This is a genomic window from Acinetobacter gyllenbergii, from assembly GCF_001682515.1.
In the GTDB taxonomy this organism is placed as follows: domain Bacteria; phylum Pseudomonadota; class Gammaproteobacteria; order Pseudomonadales; family Moraxellaceae; genus Acinetobacter; species Acinetobacter gyllenbergii.
Genome location: NZ_KV575272.1, coordinates 39,100 through 57,797, shown reverse-complemented (window position 1 = coordinate 57,797; position 18,698 = coordinate 39,100). Strand labels below are relative to the sequence as shown.

The window sequence follows — 18,698 nt, the reverse complement described above, 5'->3', positions numbered from 1 at the left end:
CCTCAATCGAGGGGTTTTATTTTTTAATAACGACTTTTTAACACCAGATCGGTGACGTGCTCCAAGTAAGTGTCTTCTTTCATCTCTGCCGTTAAAGGTGAAATTTGATTGGGTTGAATCCCCTGACCTTCAATCATATTGCCATTGGGGGTGTAGTAATGCGAAACTGTCATTTGTAGTGCGGCACCACTCGGTAAAGGGAACAACTTCTGTACCACACCTTTACCATAACTGGTTTCGCCCACCACCCAAGCACGTTTGTGCTCTTTCATTGCTGCGGTAAAAACCTCAGCTGCAGAAGCAGAACGTCGATTGATCAAAATCCCTAATTTCATATTTTGAAATTCATTCGACGGCAGCGCCTGAAATTGTTGATCGCCTTCTGAACGACTTTTGGTGGTGACAATAATGCCTTGATTTAAAAATAAATCAGCTGCTTCAACCGAAGCCGAGAGTAAGCCACCTGGGTTATTGCGCAGATCAAACACCACCGCTTTCAGCTTAGTAGAACTATATTCTTCAATTAAACGTTTAATTTCATTGGCGGTATCTTGTTGAAAAACACGTATTTTCAGCACCAGCACCTGATTATGTAACAGAACAGGTTCAATATCGGTTTCGACTTTTTTATTTCGAACCAGAATCACGGTACTGCTATTATTTTCTGGCTGGATCTGTACCGTACTGCCAATTGAACCGTAGAGTAAGCCTTGCACTTGATCTTGGTTCAGACTTTTCAGTTCCTGATTATCAACTTTGAGAATCACCTGACCATTGCGCAGGCCCAACTTACTTGAGTCCGAACCTGCCTTTAAATCTTGAATCTGCCAAGACTTGGCATGCGCATCATAATTTAAATTGAAATCGACAGAAGCAAGATCTCCTTCTGTATATTGAATCAGCTGGCGATATTCTTCTGCCGATAAATAACGGGAATAACGGTCTAAGCCACTGACCAAGCCTTTAATCGATTGTTGAAACAGCGCATCATCCGATTTTTTATCGACATAGTTATCTTTGACAATGCCATAGATCTGTACAAATTGCTGAATCGATTCGATTGGGACTTCTGCACTCTGACTTGGTGCATCCTCAGTCCATCCTGAATTATGCGTCACAGGCGCAGCAGAGAGATTCATTCCCCAACACATCAACAAACTTGCACAGATCGCTCGGTAAATGTTGTTGTGTTGGGTCATTGCTTCACCTTATTTTAAAGTAATTAGATTCTTGCCTTGCATGTCAGCAGGTACGGGAAGGTTCATTAAATGCAGGAGTGTTGGTGCAACATCTGCCAATACCCCACCGTCAGCAATTGTGGCTTGTGTTGGGCCAACATAAATAAATGGCACCAATTCAGTGGTATGTTGGGTATGTACCTGACCGCTGTCATAGTCTTGCATTTGCTCTACATTACCATGATCCGCTGTAATTAACATATGACCTTTGTTTGCCATGACCGCATCATAGACACGACCCAGACAAATATCGACCGTTTCAACGGCTTTTACCGCAGCATCAAACACACCCGTATGGCCGACCATGTCACCATTGGCATAGTTCACCACCAACAAGTCAAACTCACCTGAATTGATGGCATTCACCAACTCATCCGTGACTTCATAGGCACTCATTTCTGGTTTTAAATCATAGGTAGCAACATTCGGCGATGGGATCAGAATACGTTTTTCGCCTTCATATTCATCTTCACGACCACCACTAAAGAAGAACGTCACGTGCGCATACTTCTCAGTTTCGGCAATACGCAATTGGGTCTTACCCAAACTTGACAGATATTCACCAATCGAGTTTTTCAATCCTTCTGGCATATAGGCAACAGGCGCATCAATACTGGCTTGATAACGGGTCAACATGACAAACTTAGATAAGTTTGGAACGACTTTGCGCGTGAATCCAGTAAAATCTTTTTCAACAAAGGCACGGGTAATTTCACGCGCACGATCGGCACGGAAGTTCATGAAGACAATACTGTCGCCATCTTGTACTTTGGCAATTTCACCAATACGCGTTGCTTTGACAAACTCATCATTTTCTCCTGCAGCATAGGCAAGTTCTAAACCTTCAACGGCTGAGTTCGCAACACGTAGCGCTTCCCCTTCGGTCATAAGGCGATAGGCTTGCTCAACGCGATCCCAACGATTGTCACGATCCATGGCAAAGTAACGCCCAATCATCGACACAATACGACCTTGATTTGGATATTGTGCGAATAAGGCATCCAGTTTTTCTAAAGAAGGTTGAGCACTGCGTGGTGGGGTATCACGACCATCGAGGAAGGCATGTAAATACACGGTTGCACCACGTTTTAGCGCTAGCTCACACATCGCCACAATATGGTCTTCATGCGAGTGCACGCCACCTTCTGACAATAAGCCCATCACATGCACAGCGCCGTTTACTGCTTTGGCTTTTTCCACCGCATCGACTAGCACTTCATGCTCAAAAAAAGCACCCGTACGGATATCTTTGGTAATACGGGTAAAATCCTGATACAGCACGCGACCCGCACCAAGATTCATATGACCCACTTCAGAGTTGCCCATTTGACCATCAGGTAGGCCCACATCTTCGCCTGAACCAGAGATTAAACTATTTGGATGCTTGGCCTTCATCGCAGTGAGGTTTGGCGTTTTTGCCGCTAAAAAAGCATTGTCTTCAACTGCTTCACGATGCCCCACTCCATCCATAATTACCAGAACGTGAGGAATTTTGCCAACGTTTGCATCCGTCATAATGGACTCTCTGTTTGTCATTTGATCGGTCTATTTTACCGAAATTTAATCGAATTCTCTATGACCTAGCTGATGGCTTTCATCAATCCTGAGCATAGAGCCGCTCCATCAAGATTAGCGTGCTCGATAGAGCAGATAGCTACCAATCATAAAGATCAGCACCACAGGTAATAGTACAAACCATGCAGGTGAAGGTGCATACACTAAGCTTGCATAGCCCAAGAAGTCTTGCAAATAGAAGAAACCTAAGCCTGTAAACAATGCGATGACCAAACGGAAGCCCATCGACTGTTGGCGGAGCGGACCAAAAATAAAGGAACAGGCAATCAACACCAACGTAATTAAAGAAAATGGTGCTGTGACTTTTTGCCAGAAGGCTAACTCATAAGTCTTTGGTACCTGACTATATTCTTCCATATAACGCATAAAGCTAATCAATTGACTCGGTGATAGATCCTCAGGATCCAGCGTCACCATATGCACATATTTTGGCTGTAAGGCGAGGCCCAACGATTGCTGTGCATGATCGGTCTTAATGGCATTGCCTTGTGCCAGTAAATCGACTTGATGCGATTGTGAGAGTTGCCACTCACCATCTTTGACGAATTGCCCTTTTTCAGCCGTCACAAAGGACTGCAAGCGATAGTCTTGATCAAAATCAATGGTTTGGATATTGCGTAACTGCCCTTGTGAATTGGCGTAGTCAATGTAGATAAAGCGCTGCCCTTCACGCGACCAATAGCCTTTGACTTCACCTAAAGATGCGACACTGCGTTGCTTTTTGATACTTTGCGCTTGCTCATTGGTATATGGAATCACCCATTCACTCAATACAAAAGACAACACAATCAGCAATAATGCTGAACGCATCACCCAACCGACAATCCGCCACAGACTGATGCCAACCGAACGCATGACAATCAGCTCACTATTTGAAGCCAATGCACCCAATCCGAGTACTGAACCAATCAAAGCAGCGACAGGTAAAATTTCATATAAATAACGCGGTGCGCCCCACATCACAAAAAGAAACGCTTGCCACGCATTATAGTTTGGCTTGAGTGAACCCAACTCACCCAAATAGGTAAATAGAACTTGCAGGAAAGATAACACCAGCGTTGTTCCGAGCATGGCTAGAACCGTGGTTTTTGTCACATGTTTGGCGACTATTCGACGTGCTAACATCACAACCCCACTCGCTGAATACTTTTCTTAATTTTTGGTGCCAATTTTTGTTTACGTGCAAAAATTGCAGCAGCAATGGCATAGACCAACAACACGGCGGGATAAGCCCAAAGATCCAATTCGTCTTTACTGATTCGGGTTTTAATGGCAATCATTAATACAATTAAGCTGGCAAAGATAAAAATCGCAGGAATCAGGCGGTAATAACGCCCCTGACGGGGACTCACCTCTGACAGCGCGACTGCAAGCATCAAACCGACAATAATAATAAAGGGACCAAAGATCCGCCATCCCAACTCACTACGAACCACGGAATCATCGCGTTTCTGCCATAGTTTGGACATCGACAAGGCCGCCACATCATCACTTTCAAATTTCACATCTTTATCATTTTCCAAGCGCAATCGATAAGATTGAAATTCCGCTTGGGTATAGCGCGGCTGATTCGGATAAATCTCGTAACGGCGTCCAAGTACCAAGTCCACCACATTGGCCGTATCATTGGCAACTTCAACGCGGGTGGCTTCTTTGGCCAGAATCATGACATCAGGTTTATCATCCTCAGTCGCTTTTTGATAGAAGAAAATATCTTTTAAATTCTTTCGGTCTTCGGACAGCGAACCCGCATAAATGGTATACGGCCCCGAAGAAATAAACTCCTTCGGACGAACCAAATCAAAGCCAGTACGAACTGCTTGCGTGCTGGTCAGCTTTTCAAACTCACGTAAGCCCCACGGCCCCATCCACACCATTAAACCAGTTTGAACCACCAAATAGATCACCGTCATCGGTAACAACAGACGTGCCAATTGGTTACGACTTACACCACTGCCATTTAACACCGCCATTTCATGGTCAACATAGAGACGGCCAAACACCAGCATCAAGGCAATAAAAAAACCCAATGGAAGGATCAAGGTTAAAAATTCAGGCAAGCGATAACCGATGATGCTAAACAAAATCCCAGCATCTAAGCGACCTTGAGCTGCAACGCCAAAATACTTGATTAGACGACCACCCATCATAATCAAGGTCAATAAACCAATGACCACGAGAGATGTCGAAACCACTTGTTTGACGAGATAACGCCGAATAATCAAAGTAATACTTCCAAAAAGACCAATTGAAGGTAACGCTAGTTTACCCGAATGTTAAAAATATAAAACCTATCGCTTGTTGCGGATTGCAACCTCATATCCGAAAGTGTTTAATGGACTTATCTTTCTTTTTCGCTCACTAGGTTCTATACAAACAATGAAATTTACACTTCAAAACGCATTCCCCGCTCAGGCGTCTAGCGAATCTTTGTGGATTTTGGTTGATTCAGAACAATTACAACAGAACTTAAATACTTATCAAATCAATCATCTAGAAGAAACACTCAAGGCAACCCAATTCAAAGCTGGGTTTAACGAAAATTTAGCCCTGATTGCAAATATTGCCGTTCAAGCCAATGCCCAACTACTCGGACTTGGAAAAAGTGCCGAGTTGAAAGCGACAAAATTAGCAAAACTCGCACAAAGCATTATCAAATCATCACAAAATAAATTTAAACAAATTAGTGTCGATCTTTCGGCACTCCCGACAGATTTACACTCCTTATTCGTACTCAGTCTGACCCAAGCGGCTTATGGCTATGACGAGTTTAAATCGAAAAAGAATGAATTTTCGCTGGACACCATTCACCTGATTGCCAATCAAACAAACTTGGATGATGCGCAATTAAATCTGCTACAAGCCGTACAATCAGGTCAAAACTATGCCCGTGATTTGGGTAACCGTCCAGGCAATATCTGTTTCCCTGAATATTTGGCTGATCAAGCACTTGCCCTCGCTGCACAATATCCAGACTTATTAAAAGTGACCGTTCTTGATGAACAGCAAATGGCAGATTTGGGCATGTATGCTTTCCTTGCCGTCAGCAAGGGCTCAGAGCGTCCAGGTCGTATTGTCACACTGGAATACAATGCCCAAATTGAGCAAGCTCCTGTGGTACTTGTTGGTAAAGGCGTGACCTTTGATACTGGCGGTATTTCATTAAAACCAGGCTTAGGCATGGATGAAATGAAATTTGATATGTGTGGTGCAGCCTCAGTATTGGGCACTATGCAAGCGCTTTGTGAAGCTCGTCTTCCAATTCATGTGGTGGGAGCGATTGCAGCAGCTGAAAATATGCCTTCAGGACATGCCACTCGCCCAGGTGATATTGTTACCAGCATGAGCGGCCAAACCATTGAGATTTTGAATACCGATGCCGAAGGTCGTTTGGTACTGTGTGACACCCTGACCTACATTAAACGCTTTAACCCTGCATTGGTAATTGATATTGCAACTTTAACTGGGGCCTGTGTGGTTGCCTTAGGCAAAGTGGTGAGCGGTTTATTCACACCCGACGATGAACTGGCGCAAGAATTGCAACACGCAGGCGAACAGTCACTTGATCGTGTATGGCGTATGCCTGTAATGGAAGAGTATCAAGAATTACTCGACTCGCCTTTTGCTGATATTGCCAATATTGGCGGTCCATACGGTGGTGCGATTACAGCCGCGTGTTTCCTAGAACGTTTTACCCGTGATTATCGTTGGGCACACCTTGATGTTGCAGGAACAGCGTGGTTATCTGGCACAGCCAAAGGTGCAACGGGTCGTCCAGTGCCCTTATTAATGCAATTTTTAGCCAATCGTGTTGCAACGAAAAACTAAAACATGGCGCAAATCAGCTTTTATTTATTTGAAAACAGTACTGAACGGCAAGTCGAAAGTGCTTGCCGTTTATGTCGGAAAATTCTGAATCAACATCCTCATATCTGGTGGTATTGTGCAGATTCAGACTTGCAAACTGAACTGGACGAGATGCTTTGGAAATTTGATCCAGTCAGTTTTATCCCACATGGAATCGATCAAGTGACGAGTCCAGTCTGTATTTCGGCAGAACTCCCCCCATCCAATGATTGGATCGTGTTTAATTTTAACAATCATGCACTTGAACAGACTCAAGATTTTCGCCACATTATCGAGATTATTGAAAATAATGAAGCTGCGAAACAAATCGGGCGGGAAAAATTTAAAATGTATCGTCGTTTAGGCATTGAACCTCGAACATTTAAATTATAAATCAGCAACCAAGAACATCATTTGAGGAGTGTCTTGTGGCATTAAATGTAGGTCAGGACTTTAAAAAACGTTGGTTAAATGCACCTGAGGCTGTCCGTCAGACCTATCAGGACGATTTAGCACGTATCTGCGATCTGCTGTTACCACAAACCCCAATTCAAACATGGACCCAACATGAAGAGAATGCCCAGCAGCGTTCTCAACAACGGATAGATCAAGCTTATGCAGACCTCAAAGCAGAGCTGATTGAACAAGCGCGGATTCGTAAACAACTGGCTTTGGAAAAGGCCTTAGAGGAGAAGCGTGCAGCAGAAGCCGCCTATGCAGCGCAACTGCAAGCCGATGAAGCCCGTCAATTCCAACAACAGACCGAAAATCTACTGGCACTACGGGGTCATATTGATCAGGAGATTGCTCAACAGACTGAGCGTTATCAAACCAATCCAGAACAGCCAAGTGTGGATTATGCACGAGGCCAAACTGTGGTGATTGATGATCAGCAGATTCTATCGGAGCTGGAAAGTGTGCGTGTCCGATTGGAACTCGAAGCTGAAGGTTTAATTGAGCAAGCGGTAACCGTGTTTAGAGCCAAATTGCACGCCCTCGCGCAAGATGAAATTGACTATATCTTGAAAAACAGTGAATTTTCAGACGAGAAATAATAAAAAAGCCCAGTTTTAACTGGGCTTTTTTATGCTTGCTGTTTTATTTTAAAAAACCATTTTCAGCTAAAAAAGCCATACTGATATTGGATTCGTTTTTTTGCTCTGCGGCCTTATCACCTAACAGTAAACGCTCGATATAACGCGCCAGTACATCTACTTCCAAATTGACTTTGCTGCCGACTTGCCACGTGCCGATATTGGTACGTTCTGCAGTATGCGGAATTAAATTCAAGCTTAAAATATTGCCACGCAAATGGTTAATGGTCAGACTAATTCCATCGACCGTGACTGAGCCTTTTTCAGCTAAATATTTGGCTAACTCAACAGGAGCTGTCACTTCAAAGTAGAGTGAACGGGCATCATGACGCACTAAGCTAATTTCACCTAAGCCATCGACATGGCCACTGACAATATGTCCACCAAAACGTGTGGTGGGTAGCATCGCTTTTTCGACATTGACCGCTTGGCCGACTTTCCACTGACCCAGTGTCGTTCGGTTTAAACTCTCCCGCGAAACATCAGCCGCATACCAGTTCTCGCCCCATTCAATCACAGTCAGGCAGATCCCATTGGTGGCAATCGAATCACCCAAATGCACATCAGACATATCCAAATCAGTTTGAATACGCAAACGAACGTCGCCACCTACACTTTGTAGGCTCTCAACCTTACCTAAACTTTCAATAATGCCTGTAAACATGGGAGTTTCAACCTATCTTTATGCCGTATAGCGCACTGTAAAGAAGATACCTTAAAGCAAAGAACTGGAGATAACAAGGCATGTACAGTGCAAACGCAGGCAAATAAAAAGGGCCATCTACCGATCGCCCTTTTTAAGATTCATCTGGTCTTTATTGCATTTCAGACACTTGTTTTTCAGCCGTCGCTTTGACTTCGACTTTTTGATTCAGCAAGAAATGGCTAAAGAACAGTTTATAGCCAAGTACGCCCAAGCAAGCGCCAACGATCGGTGCAATAATCGGAACAATGAAATACGGGATATCACGACCACCTGTAAATGCAACAGGCCCCCAACCCGAGAAATAAGCCACAATCTTTGGACCAAAATCACGTGCAGGGTTCATGGCAAAGCCCGTTAATGGGCCAAAAGAAGCACCAATCACGGCCACTAACAAGCCCACCAAGATCGGTGCCAAAGCGCCACGGGGCAAGCCATTGCTATCATCACCAATCGCCATAATCAACCAGAGTAGCAACATGGTGATAAACATTTCCACCATAAAAGCCTGCCCAATCGAGAGCAAATGATGTGGATAGGTCGAGAAAATTCCTGCCAGTTCCAGACTTTCGACACTACCACGTACCATGTGATGAGTCTGTTCATAATCCACAAATAAATTGCTATATAACCCGTATACCAGCAATGCACCTGTTGCTGCGCCAGCCACTTGAGCAATGATATAGAACGGGACTTTACGCTTATCAAAGCCAGCAAAAAGTGCCAATGCGATAGTCACCGCAGGATTAAGATGTGCCCCTGAAATACCTGCTGATAAATAGACCGCCAATGCAACAGCCAAACCCCAGACAATGCTGATTTCCCACAAGCCTAAACTCGCCCCTGCAAGTTTAAGTGCAGCCACCACACCAATACCAAATGATAAAAAAATTGCGGTAGCAAAAAATTCAGCTACGCATTGCCCCAATAAGGTGGGTTCCGAGCGACTCATAACAACCTCTCTTGGTCATCGCTGCAAATAGGCAAGACCCTAAATTAAGCTCGGCAAACTATAGTTATTTTTAAAACCGGTCAATATTTTTTGGTAATTTTTTGAACGATTGATAAAAATAATATCAACTTAAAATAAGAGGATTAAGACAGTAAAAAACCTTAACAAAAACAATATAAGATATTGTTAAAAATAATGATTTAAAAATTATCACACAAAAATTTATCAAGCAAATGAGATGCTACAGCATAGCTAAAAGTGTCAAAATTTGCTGTATTTTTATTATAAAAACAAATAGTTATCCTAAAAACCGATTCCCACCATCTATTTATCCGATACAAGGCGAAAACTGGATACAAAAACGCCACCTTGTTCTGCAAAGTGGCGTTTGATTTAGCTTACCAGAGGGCCAGTTGGGTACTGTTGCCGGTAGTATCGACGCCGCCCAATTCGGCAAAGTGATATAACTGCCCAAGTAACTGTCGTAATGGCGGACCAGACTTGGCATGAGTATCGGTAATCACGATGAACTCAAGCACTCGTGCGCGATCTGATTGACGCTGTTTACTCACCCGATAACGCGGAACATCTTGAGTCAATAAAGTCACTTTGCCACGCTTTAAATTGGCGGTCAGCAAGTCTTTCGGCTCAATATTTCCATCGGTTGAATAACTGGTCAAAATATAGCGCGCATTAATGGTTTCTAATAACTTCTCATAGGCTTCTTTGGCATATTTTGACGAGTTATAAGGACTTGGTCGCTCTTTACGCCATGCCCGATCAATCCCGCTCTTAAAGCCTTTGGTATCAGGTGAAGGTAAATCCACCTGATCCCATAGGGTCAGTGCATTGAGTACATGATAATTACTGCTATACGCATGTTGGTTATACGGCGGGTCTAGGTAGGCCACATCGACCTCAAAACCGCTCATTTGATTGGCGAGATGCTGTGCATCCACACACCACATTTCAGCAGCAGGACGTTTAGGATCACCAATCTCACAGAAGCGACTCGGTGTCAGCCACAATAACGACTCAATCCGCTCTAAAGCCGTTTGGGTACGCCCACCCCATCCTTGATGAAAGCTTTTAAATACGCCACTGGTATTGCTGACAAAGCTTGCGGAATACAGCAGTGGCGCCAATAACGCACTCATTTCCACATCATTGATGGCGCCTTGTGCTTGCCATGTTGCTATCTGCTGACGGATTGCATCAATACGCATGCCGTTGCGGCGTTTGAAGAATAAACGGTCACGGGCAGGATCATAAACATCATCATTACGCGGACATAGGTTGTGCGTAACCCAGCCTTTCACTTCAGGCAAACGGTTCAGGTAATCAATGGCCTTTTGATAGCCACCCAATTCTTTAAAAGCAGGTGCATCGACACAAGCCAAAATGGCGTGGTTGAGTGCATGGCTATACGGTTCCCAGTCATTGGCAATCACACGATAACCATTCTGACGTGCCAAACGCGAGACGACACCACTCCCAGCAAAGAAATCCGCGAAAATCGGTGGATTCTTTTTTTTGCTGTTCAGTGTGCCTGTAATCTCAAGTGCTTCTAAAATCAGATGAAGCAGTCGACGCTTATTGCCCAGATAAGGCACTAACTGATGAAAAAGATATTCATCAGTCGTACGTGCGGCATGACGACGTTTGTGATAAACCGATGGTTCTGGATTCATATCATCTCTTGGATAGGGAGCAATCTTAGGCGAATGTCTTGCCCAAGTTGGGTTACATCGACCAACTCGAAACGCAGTTGCTCTGCCATTTGGCTAAATTCAGCATTGAACATCGCACGGGCAGATTGGCCGAGTACAGTAGGTGCAACATAACTAATCATTTCATCAACCAAACCTTGTTGTAAAAAGGCGGTCGATAAGGTTGCACCAGCCTCAACCAATACATCATAAATTTGGTACTGTTGAGTTAGGGTCTGCAATAATTGATTTAAAGCTTGCGGTGGCAATTGTATCACGCCTATATCTGCAAGTTCTTGACGAAATGGTGTCATCACCATGACAGTTTCGGGATTTTGTAAAATCTTGGCGCTCAACGGCAGTCGTCCTTGGCGGTCCAGCACAATACGCTTAGGTTGAACCACCGTGCTCAGTTCAATTCCATCTAATGCACGTACGTTCAATTCACAATCATCGGCTAAAACCGTTTGAATTCCCGTAATGACTGCGCCTGAGATGGCACGCCAGTGCTGCACATCTTGGCGTGCTGCTGTGCCGGTAATCCATTTTGACTCACCTGATGCCATCGCGGTACGGCCATCCAAGCTAGAGGCAATTTTTAAACGCACATAAGGCAGGCCCGTTGACATGGCTTTTAAAAAGCCCATGTTGAGCGTTTTTGCTGTTTCAGCACAAACACCCGTTTCAACCTCTATACCTGCAGCTTGTAAAATCTGGACGCCTTTACCTGCCACCAAAGGATTTGGATCTGAACAAGCCACCACCACTTTCTTCACTTGAGCTTTGACCAATGCCTCGGCACAAGGGGGTGTTCGACCATAATGCGCACATGGTTCCAAGGTTACATACGCAGTTGCACCCTGAGCATTGTCTCCCGCTTGACGTAAAGCAAAGACTTCGGCATGCGGTTGGCCTGCTTTAGGGTGGTAGCCCTCGCCAATCAATTGTCCATCTTTGACGAGGACACAACCGACATTCGGATTCGGCTTGGTCGAATACTGCCCTCGTCGAGCCAAGGCTATCGCCTGTTGCATCCAGTACTGTTGTTCAGATAAGTGATCTTGGGTAAGTTCAGACATGGTTTCTCTAATTTAAGCTTCGTTTTCACGTTGTTGCATTTGTTCAATCTGGTGACGAAATGCTTCTACGTCTTGGAAATCTTGATAGACCGAGGCAAACCGAACATAGGCAACATGATCCAAGGCAAATAAAGCCTGCATCACGATTTCACCAATGGTTCTGGACTTGACATCACGTTCGCCCAATCGGCGAATCTGCGATTGAATATCACTGAGTACAGTTTCAATTTGTTCTTGCGTAACTGGGCGTTTTTGCAAGGCATGCATCAGAGAACGGCGCAATTTTGCCTCATCAAACGGCTCATTTTTACCGTCAGATTTAATCACTCGTGGCATCACCACATCATAACTTTCAAAGGTGGTAAAACGCTCTCCACAAATGACACACTCACGACGACGACGAATCTGACAGCCTTCGGCAGCCAAACGCGAGTCTATGACTTTACTATCAGCGGCGTTACAAAATGGACAATGCATAGTGGCGTGATTATTTACTCTCTTTGCTTAAGTGTAGCAAAGTTTCTGCAATTGCAGAACCAGTCGTCTAAAGCCATAAAAAAACAGCCCGATGGGGCTGTTTTCTAAATCGCATGTTGTGCCAATTATTCGATACGTTCGCCATGTTGGCTTAGGTCAAGACCCATACGCTCATCATCAGCGCTAACACGGATACCAATTACCAAATCAATTACTTTCAGGATAATGAAGGTCACAATTGCGCTATACGCGATTGTCGCTAACACACCTTCAATTTGTACCCACAATTGTCCAGCAAAAGTCGGATCTAACGTAACATTCGCTGCTTTGATGATTTCATCGCTATAGAAGATCCCTGTTAGAATCGCACCAACAATACCACCGACTGCGTGTAAACCAAATGCATCCAAGGCATCATCCGCTTTAAGCAGGCGTTTCAGTGCAGTAATCCCCCAGAAACAGACCACACCACCGATCAGGCCCATGATTAAGGCACCGCCAACACCAACGAAACCAGCTGCAGGTGTGATTACAACCAAACCAGCGACTGCACCTGAAGCACCACCAAGTACCGATGCCTTACCACGAATTAGACGTTCTACAATCAACCAAGAGAATGCAGCAGCGGCAGCAGCAACTTGAGTCACTAAGATGGCCATACTTGCACGTGCACCCGCACCTAAAGCACTACCACCGTTAAAGCCGAACCAACCCACCCAAATCAAGCTCGCACCGATCACAGTTAAAGTCAGGTTATGCGGTGCCATCGATTCACGACCAAGACCAGTACGTTTGCCTAACATATAAGCGGCAACCAAACCTGCAACACCTGCGTTGATATGCACAACGGTACCACCAGCAAAGTCTAATGCGCCCTTTTTGAATAACCAACCATCAGCCGCCCAAACCCAGTGAGTAATTGGTGCATACACCAAGATCACCCAAACTGCGATAAATGCCATGAACGCTGAATATTTCATACGATCAGCAATCGAACCACTAATGATCGCAACAGTAATGATGGCAAAGGTCATTTGGAAAACAACAAATAAACTTTCAGGAATTGTGCCGCTCAAGGCATCAAATGCAACCCCATTCAGCAGCGCTTTGCTCAAGTCGCCGACATAAGCGCCTGTACCAGAGAAAGCCAATGAGTAACCGACAATCACCCAAATTAAACTAACCAAGATGGCCGCAGAAAGGCTGAACATCATGGTGCTGAGGACGTTTTTCTTACGAACCATACCCCCATAGAACAGCGCTAAACCAGGAATAGTCATCAACAGAACCAGTGCTGTTGAAACAAGAACCCAAGCTGTATCGCCGGTATCGACTGTCGCAGTAGCGGCTGGAGCAGCCTCTTCAGCAGCAGGTGCTTCAACGGCAACAACTTCCGTTGTCGCAGCACCTGTATCTGCAACTACAGCTACAGTTTGTTCAGTTGCCGGGGTTGATGCAGCATCTTCTGCCCAAACCACCGCTGAACCACCTAAGAGTGCGCCAGATAGACTGAGCGCCATAAGCATTTTTTTCATTCGTGTCCCCCAACCTTATTTTGTGAGCTATATCTCTTATTTCTAACTCAGCAAAGTTTGTGCCAATTTAGACAGCATCTGGCCCAGTTTCACCCGTACGAATACGGATCACTTGCTCTAAATTCGTGACAAAGATTTTTCCATCACCAATTTTGCCTGTGCTTGCGACACGAGTAATCGATTCAATGACGGCATCAACCATTTCATCACTAATTGCAATCTCAATCTTCACTTTCGGTAAGAAATCAACCACATACTCTGCACCACGATACAGTTCTGTATGCCCTTTTTGACGTCCGAAACCTTTGACTTCGGTTACGGTAATCCCTTGAACACCAATTTCAGAGAGTGCTTCACGCACATCATCCAATTTGAATGGTTTTACAATTGCAGTTACAAGCTTCATGTTTGTTTTCCTTCGGCTTATTTTCACCAGTAAGGTTTTATGTTCAATTTTCATGCCAATATTTAAAGGTTGGGGGTTTTTAAATATTGAGCACAAGCTTTCTTTATAACCTATTTAGCCTGCAAGATGTAGATAGTGCATCGAAAATAAGTTTCATTTCGCGATATTGAATGAAATCAGAGAGTCACTCATCCTTCTGTCCCGAACTGTGCTAGAGGATTGCTTGCAGCAGTGATACACTGGGCAGCAAATATACATAACCTATTGAGCACTTTATGATTGAGACTCTTTTACAGGCAATTTTGCAGCAAGTTGATCAACCTAAAAAAGATTTAGAAAAAAACTTACGTGCCTTATTGAATGAAAGTATCGAAAAACTAGACCTTGTCTCTAAACAAGAACTCGACCGTCAAAGAATTGCACTGAATACAGCCAATCAGCGCCTCTCTGAACTGCAACAGCAAATGAAAATTTTAGAAGAAATCGTTCAGAACAAAAAATAAGCACCAATTCGGTGCAATCAGCACCGAAAAATGATTAAAAATAAAGCACCACAATGGAACAATAATAAGATGTCTTTTGCCAAGATTTATACACGAGGCTTATTGGGGCTACATGCCCCGCAAATCGAAGTTGAAGTCCACATCAGTTCAGGTTTGCCTTCACTCACAATTGTCGGTTTACCCGAAGCGGCAGTCCGCGAAAGTAAAGATCGTGTCCGTTCAGCCATCATTAATAGCGGTTTTCAGTTTCCAACCAAGCGCTTAACCATTAATTTAGCGCCTGCGGATTTACCTAAAGATGGTTCCAGACTCGACTTACCGATTGCACTCGGTATTCTGATTGCATCAGGTCAATTAGCCGAAAATAGCACCGAAGGTTTTGAATTTATTGGTGAACTGGCACTGGATGGACACTTGCGTCCCATTTCAGGAGCCTTAACCATTGCGATGGCCTGCCAACAGGCACAACATCACTTATTACTGCCAACTGCAAATTTGGATGAAGCCAATCAACTGCCAGAATTTGAAGTCTATGCTGCCGATCATCTACAAGCAGTTTGTGCACATTTTTCGGGCAATTCCCAGATTCAAGCTGCACCACAAAGAACAACTGCAGCCGCCTCCTCTTATCAATTTGATCTTGCCGATGTAAAAGGACAGCTCCGCCCGCGGCGTGCTTTGGAAATTGCTGCCGCAGGCGGACACTCTTTATTATTTAAAGGGCCACCGGGGACTGGAAAGACCCTGTTAGCTTCACGACTGCCCTCTATTTTGCCTCCGCTCAATGCACGTGAGAATCTTGAAGTCGCCAGTATCTACTCAGTTGCCAACGCACCGCATACTTTTGGACAGCGACCTTTCCGCGCCCCGCACCATACTGCCTCCGCAATCGCTTTGGTGGGTGGTGGTTCTCAACCCAAACCTGGCGAAATCACCTTAGCGCATTTAGGGGTGCTATTTTTGGATGAATTACCCGAATTTGATCGCAAGGTGCTTGAGGTACTGCGCCAACCACTGGAATCCAAAGAAATCGTGATTTCACGTGCGGCACGACAGATGACTTTTCCTGCAAATTTTCAATTTATTGCAGCGATGAATCCCTGCCCATGTGGTTATGCCTTTAATCAGGATAGCCGTTGCCAATGTTCGCCAGACAGCATTCAACGTTATCAAAACCGAATTTCAGGACCTTTATTAGACCGTATTGATTTGCACATTGATGTACCACCCTTACAGGCACAAGAATTACAGGATCGAAGCCCAACCGAAAACTCCGACACAGTTCGACAACGTGTCATCCATGCATATGAAAAACAGATCCAAAGACAAGATTGTTTAAATCAGGCGCTCTCTCCCAAATTATTGGAACAGCATGCCTTATTAGATGACAGCTCGACCAAAATTATTGAAATGGCACAACAGCGGCTCAACCTTTCTGCTCGTGCCTATCATCGGGTATTAAGAGTGGCTCGAACCATTGCAGATTTAGCTGAAAGTGAACTCATCAGTAGCAGTCATATCACTGAAGCCTTGTCCTATCGCAGTCAGCAAAGCTAAAAAGCGACCTTGAGGTCGCTTTTTTATGGCTCAGGCCCAGTTAGAAAGCATAACCTAAAGCTAACACCACTTTATTCTTTTGTTTGGTTTCATCACGAGTATAGCCGCCAAAAATATAATCCAGACTCCACGTTGCGCCAGTATTGCCCAATGGGTGCGATAAACCTAGCGTTGCATGACGGAAGGCAAAATCGGTTTTGGTCACATCGCCAGCTTTGGCTTGGTAAGCCAGATATTCATCGTCGTCGCCATAATAATAGGCTGCAACTTGCGCTTTAGCAGTAAAGCCCCCTGCCAGTTTTGGCGCATAGGTCGCCAAGAAATAGGTATCGCCCTTATTTCCGAAGGTGACGTTATTTAATAAAGTCTGTGCGGTAATACTAAAATCTTTATAGCTCAAACCCAAGATAGTTTCATAACCTGTCGATTCCCAACCTGGATAATAGTAATAAATCGTTCCCCCAATTTGATAGCCAAGATCTTCGGTAATTTTGCCTTTATAGCCCGCGTAAAAATCGTTTTCGAAGGATTTTTTCTCTTCCTTCACATCAGTGGGCGAAGTATTAAAATCAGCATAGGCGGCGGTTAAAGTTGAAAACCAATAACCCAAATAAAATCCACTGTCATGACTATAATCCAGTCCACCTTGAACTGCGGGTGTATCACTTTCTGGTGAGTTGGTCATCCCACGTAAATTGTAGCTTGATACCACATTGACATTCCCCGTCACAGTGCCTGGAAAAGGGAGTTTGCTCTCCTCAGCCAAACTTAATGTTGATGCTGTGGTCAGCATTCCCAGTACCGCAGCCTTACATGCAAATTTCATCATATTGGTCTCCCCCTATATTTTAGATACTCAATTGATTTCTAAGCTTTAAATTGCATCACCAGCTATTTAGCAAATGCTGTGCCAAGCTCAAACAATAAATAAATAGCAATAAAATCAATGAATAAGAAAATACAAAGTGAAGCTTTGAGTTTATAACGACATTTGAACTGTAAATCTTGCAACCAAAATGGGCTATTGATGCTCGACATAGCGCACAAAAAGCACTGTTTTAGCCGAGCAAAGAACTTTCATGCATTCAAACCTTTATTATCAATCTGCATAAAAAAACAACAAAACTAAGCAAGCGATGTTTTAATCATTCGGTTAGATTCTGATTTAAAACACTGAATAAAGTACATACAACAACATCATTTTTTTCCTCAGACTGGCTGATTTTTATGATTGATCAAACCGCCCTATTTATTTTAGGACTCTTTGCCTTCTGTGGAGGTCTGATCGATGCCGCAGTAGGTGGTGGCGGTTTAGTCCAAATTCCGGCGCTGTTACATGCCTTGCCTCAACACAATATCGCAACCGTTTTTGGCACCAATAAATTAGCAGTTTGGGCTGGAACCACCGCCTCATTTTTTAGATATGTACATAAAATTAATTTTGTCTGGAAGCTGCTGATTCCCACCATGCTTGCAGCATTTATATGTGCATTTGCGGGTGCAATGACAACGGCCCATGTTCCAAAGCAGCTCATGAGCTATGTGGTTTTCTGTTTACTCATTCTGATGGCCATTTATACTTTTTTAAAGAAAGACTTAGGAGCGCGCAGTAGCTATGTGAAATGCGGGCATAAAGAAATCTCTCTGGGCATCTTTTTTGGCGGGTTGATTGGATTCTATGATGGTGTTTTTGGGCCAGGTAGCGGTAGCTTCCTGCTTTTTCTGTTTGTAAAGGTTTTCGGCTTTGATTTTCTCAATGCCTCGGCATCGGCCAAAATCGTGAATATTGGCACCTTTAGTTCAGCACTCTTATTTTTTATTCCCACAGGTCATGTGCTCTGGCAAATCGGTTTAATCGTTGCCTTGTGCAATGTGCTGGGTTCCTTCGCGGGTGTTTTTCTGGCATTGCGTTATGGTAGCCAATTTATCCGATGGTTTTTTCTGATCCTGCTCGTTTTTCTCATTTTAAGAATGGGATTCTCTCTCTTTTAAATCGGTCATAAAGTACAGAACCAGAACGAGTC

The 18,698-nt window shown here is 44.1% G+C and carries 18 protein-coding genes; 6 read left to right on the top strand and 12 right to left on the bottom strand.

From position 1 onward, the window contains the following. Positions 1 to 23: 23 nt before the first annotated feature. From NG55_RS19770 to lptF, 4 genes are all read right to left on the bottom strand, one after another. Positions 24 to 1,199, bottom strand: a complete 1,176-nt coding sequence (locus NG55_RS19770; protein ID WP_065344204.1) for a S41 family peptidase — start codon at positions 1,197 to 1,199, stop codon at positions 24 to 26. A gap of 9 nt (positions 1,200 to 1,208) precedes the next feature. Then, positions 1,209 to 2,753 carry a 2,3-bisphosphoglycerate-independent phosphoglycerate mutase gene (gene gpmI, locus NG55_RS19765; protein WP_016660505.1) on the bottom strand — a complete coding sequence of 515 codons (1,545 nt, stop codon included), beginning with the start codon at positions 2,751 to 2,753 and terminating at the stop codon, positions 1,209 to 1,211. A 114-nt stretch (positions 2,754 to 2,867) separates the two neighbouring features. Further along, entirely contained in the window at positions 2,868 to 3,938 is a 1,071-nt protein-coding gene (gene lptG, locus NG55_RS19760) for an LPS export ABC transporter permease LptG (protein WP_016540802.1), read from the bottom strand. Beyond that, on the bottom strand, positions 3,938 to 5,038 hold the full coding sequence (gene lptF / locus NG55_RS19755) for an LPS export ABC transporter permease LptF (RefSeq protein WP_016540801.1): 1,101 nt from the start codon (positions 5,036 to 5,038) through the stop codon (positions 3,938 to 3,940). The genes lptG and lptF overlap by 1 nt, the downstream gene beginning before the upstream one ends. Before the next feature lie 154 nt (positions 5,039 to 5,192). Here lptF and NG55_RS19750 point away from each other — a divergent pair, with 154 nt between their 5' ends. The 3 genes from NG55_RS19750 to blhA are packed head-to-tail and all read left to right on the top strand — an operon-like array spanning position 5,193 to position 7,714. Next, the gene (locus tag NG55_RS19750) at positions 5,193 to 6,641 is read left to right on the top strand and encodes a leucyl aminopeptidase (RefSeq protein WP_065344203.1); all 1,449 of its coding nucleotides are present in this window, start codon (positions 5,193 to 5,195) and stop codon (positions 6,639 to 6,641) included. 3 nt (positions 6,642 to 6,644) lie between these two features. Then, entirely contained in the window at positions 6,645 to 7,052 is a 408-nt protein-coding gene (locus tag NG55_RS19745; RefSeq protein ID WP_023270943.1) for a DNA polymerase III subunit chi, read from the top strand. A gap of 35 nt (positions 7,053 to 7,087) precedes the next feature. Beyond that, entirely contained in the window at positions 7,088 to 7,714 is a 627-nt protein-coding gene (gene blhA, locus NG55_RS19740; RefSeq protein WP_065344202.1) for a cell division protein BlhA, read from the top strand. Positions 7,715 to 7,757: 43 nt separating this feature from the next. Here the strand turns inward: blhA and NG55_RS19735 are convergent, their stop codons facing one another. The 7 genes from NG55_RS19735 to glnK all read right to left on the bottom strand — a co-directional run bounded on the left by NG55_RS19735 (position 7,758) and on the right by glnK (position 14,614). Beyond that, on the bottom strand, positions 7,758 to 8,417 hold the full coding sequence (locus tag NG55_RS19735) for a riboflavin synthase (RefSeq protein ID WP_023270944.1): 660 nt from the start codon (positions 8,415 to 8,417) through the stop codon (positions 7,758 to 7,760). Positions 8,418 to 8,568: 151 nt separating this feature from the next. Beyond that, positions 8,569 to 9,408 carry an MIP/aquaporin family protein gene (locus tag NG55_RS19730; RefSeq protein ID WP_016540797.1) on the bottom strand — a complete coding sequence of 280 codons (840 nt, stop codon included), beginning with the start codon at positions 9,406 to 9,408 and terminating at the stop codon, positions 8,569 to 8,571. Positions 9,409 to 9,806: 398 nt separating this feature from the next. Then, a complete protein-coding gene (locus tag NG55_RS19725; RefSeq protein WP_004656375.1) occupies positions 9,807 to 11,099 on the bottom strand; it encodes a DNA adenine methylase in 1,293 nt (430 codons plus the stop codon). After that, positions 11,096 to 12,196 (bottom strand): bifunctional diaminohydroxyphosphoribosylaminopyrimidine deaminase/5-amino-6-(5-phosphoribosylamino)uracil reductase RibD, encoded by a 1,101-nt coding sequence (ribD, locus tag NG55_RS19720; RefSeq protein ID WP_065344201.1) that lies wholly within the window; start codon positions 12,194 to 12,196, stop codon positions 11,096 to 11,098. Before ribD ends, NG55_RS19725 begins: the two co-directional genes overlap by 4 nt. 12 nt (positions 12,197 to 12,208) lie before the next feature. After that, a complete protein-coding gene (gene nrdR, locus NG55_RS19715; protein ID WP_004656377.1) occupies positions 12,209 to 12,673 on the bottom strand; it encodes a transcriptional regulator NrdR in 465 nt (154 codons plus the stop codon). A 125-nt stretch (positions 12,674 to 12,798) separates the two neighbouring features. Then, a complete protein-coding gene (locus tag NG55_RS19710; RefSeq protein ID WP_065344200.1) occupies positions 12,799 to 14,208 on the bottom strand; it encodes an ammonium transporter in 1,410 nt (469 codons plus the stop codon). A 67-nt stretch (positions 14,209 to 14,275) separates the two neighbouring features. Continuing rightward, positions 14,276 to 14,614 carry a P-II family nitrogen regulator gene (glnK, locus tag NG55_RS19705; RefSeq protein WP_004656379.1) on the bottom strand — a complete coding sequence of 113 codons (339 nt, stop codon included), beginning with the start codon at positions 14,612 to 14,614 and terminating at the stop codon, positions 14,276 to 14,278. 275 nt (positions 14,615 to 14,889) lie between these two features. Between glnK and NG55_RS19700 the strand changes: the two genes are divergently transcribed. Both NG55_RS19700 and NG55_RS19695 read left to right on the top strand, forming a co-directional pair. Continuing rightward, the gene (locus NG55_RS19700) at positions 14,890 to 15,117 is read left to right on the top strand and encodes an accessory factor UbiK family protein (RefSeq protein WP_065344199.1); all 228 of its coding nucleotides are present in this window, start codon (positions 14,890 to 14,892) and stop codon (positions 15,115 to 15,117) included. A gap of 69 nt (positions 15,118 to 15,186) precedes the next feature. Next, a complete protein-coding gene (locus NG55_RS19695; RefSeq protein WP_065344222.1) occupies positions 15,187 to 16,674 on the top strand; it encodes a YifB family Mg chelatase-like AAA ATPase in 1,488 nt (495 codons plus the stop codon). Between the two features lie 40 nt (positions 16,675 to 16,714). Here NG55_RS19695 and NG55_RS19690 read toward each other — a convergent pair whose 3' ends face one another. After that, entirely contained in the window at positions 16,715 to 17,503 is a 789-nt protein-coding gene (locus NG55_RS19690; RefSeq protein WP_016540792.1) for a TorF family putative porin, read from the bottom strand. A 398-nt stretch (positions 17,504 to 17,901) separates the two neighbouring features. Here NG55_RS19690 and NG55_RS19685 point away from each other — a divergent pair, with 398 nt between their 5' ends. After that, on the top strand, positions 17,902 to 18,666 hold the full coding sequence (locus NG55_RS19685) for a sulfite exporter TauE/SafE family protein (protein ID WP_016540790.1): 765 nt from the start codon (positions 17,902 to 17,904) through the stop codon (positions 18,664 to 18,666). Positions 18,667 to 18,698 lie beyond the last annotated feature (32 nt).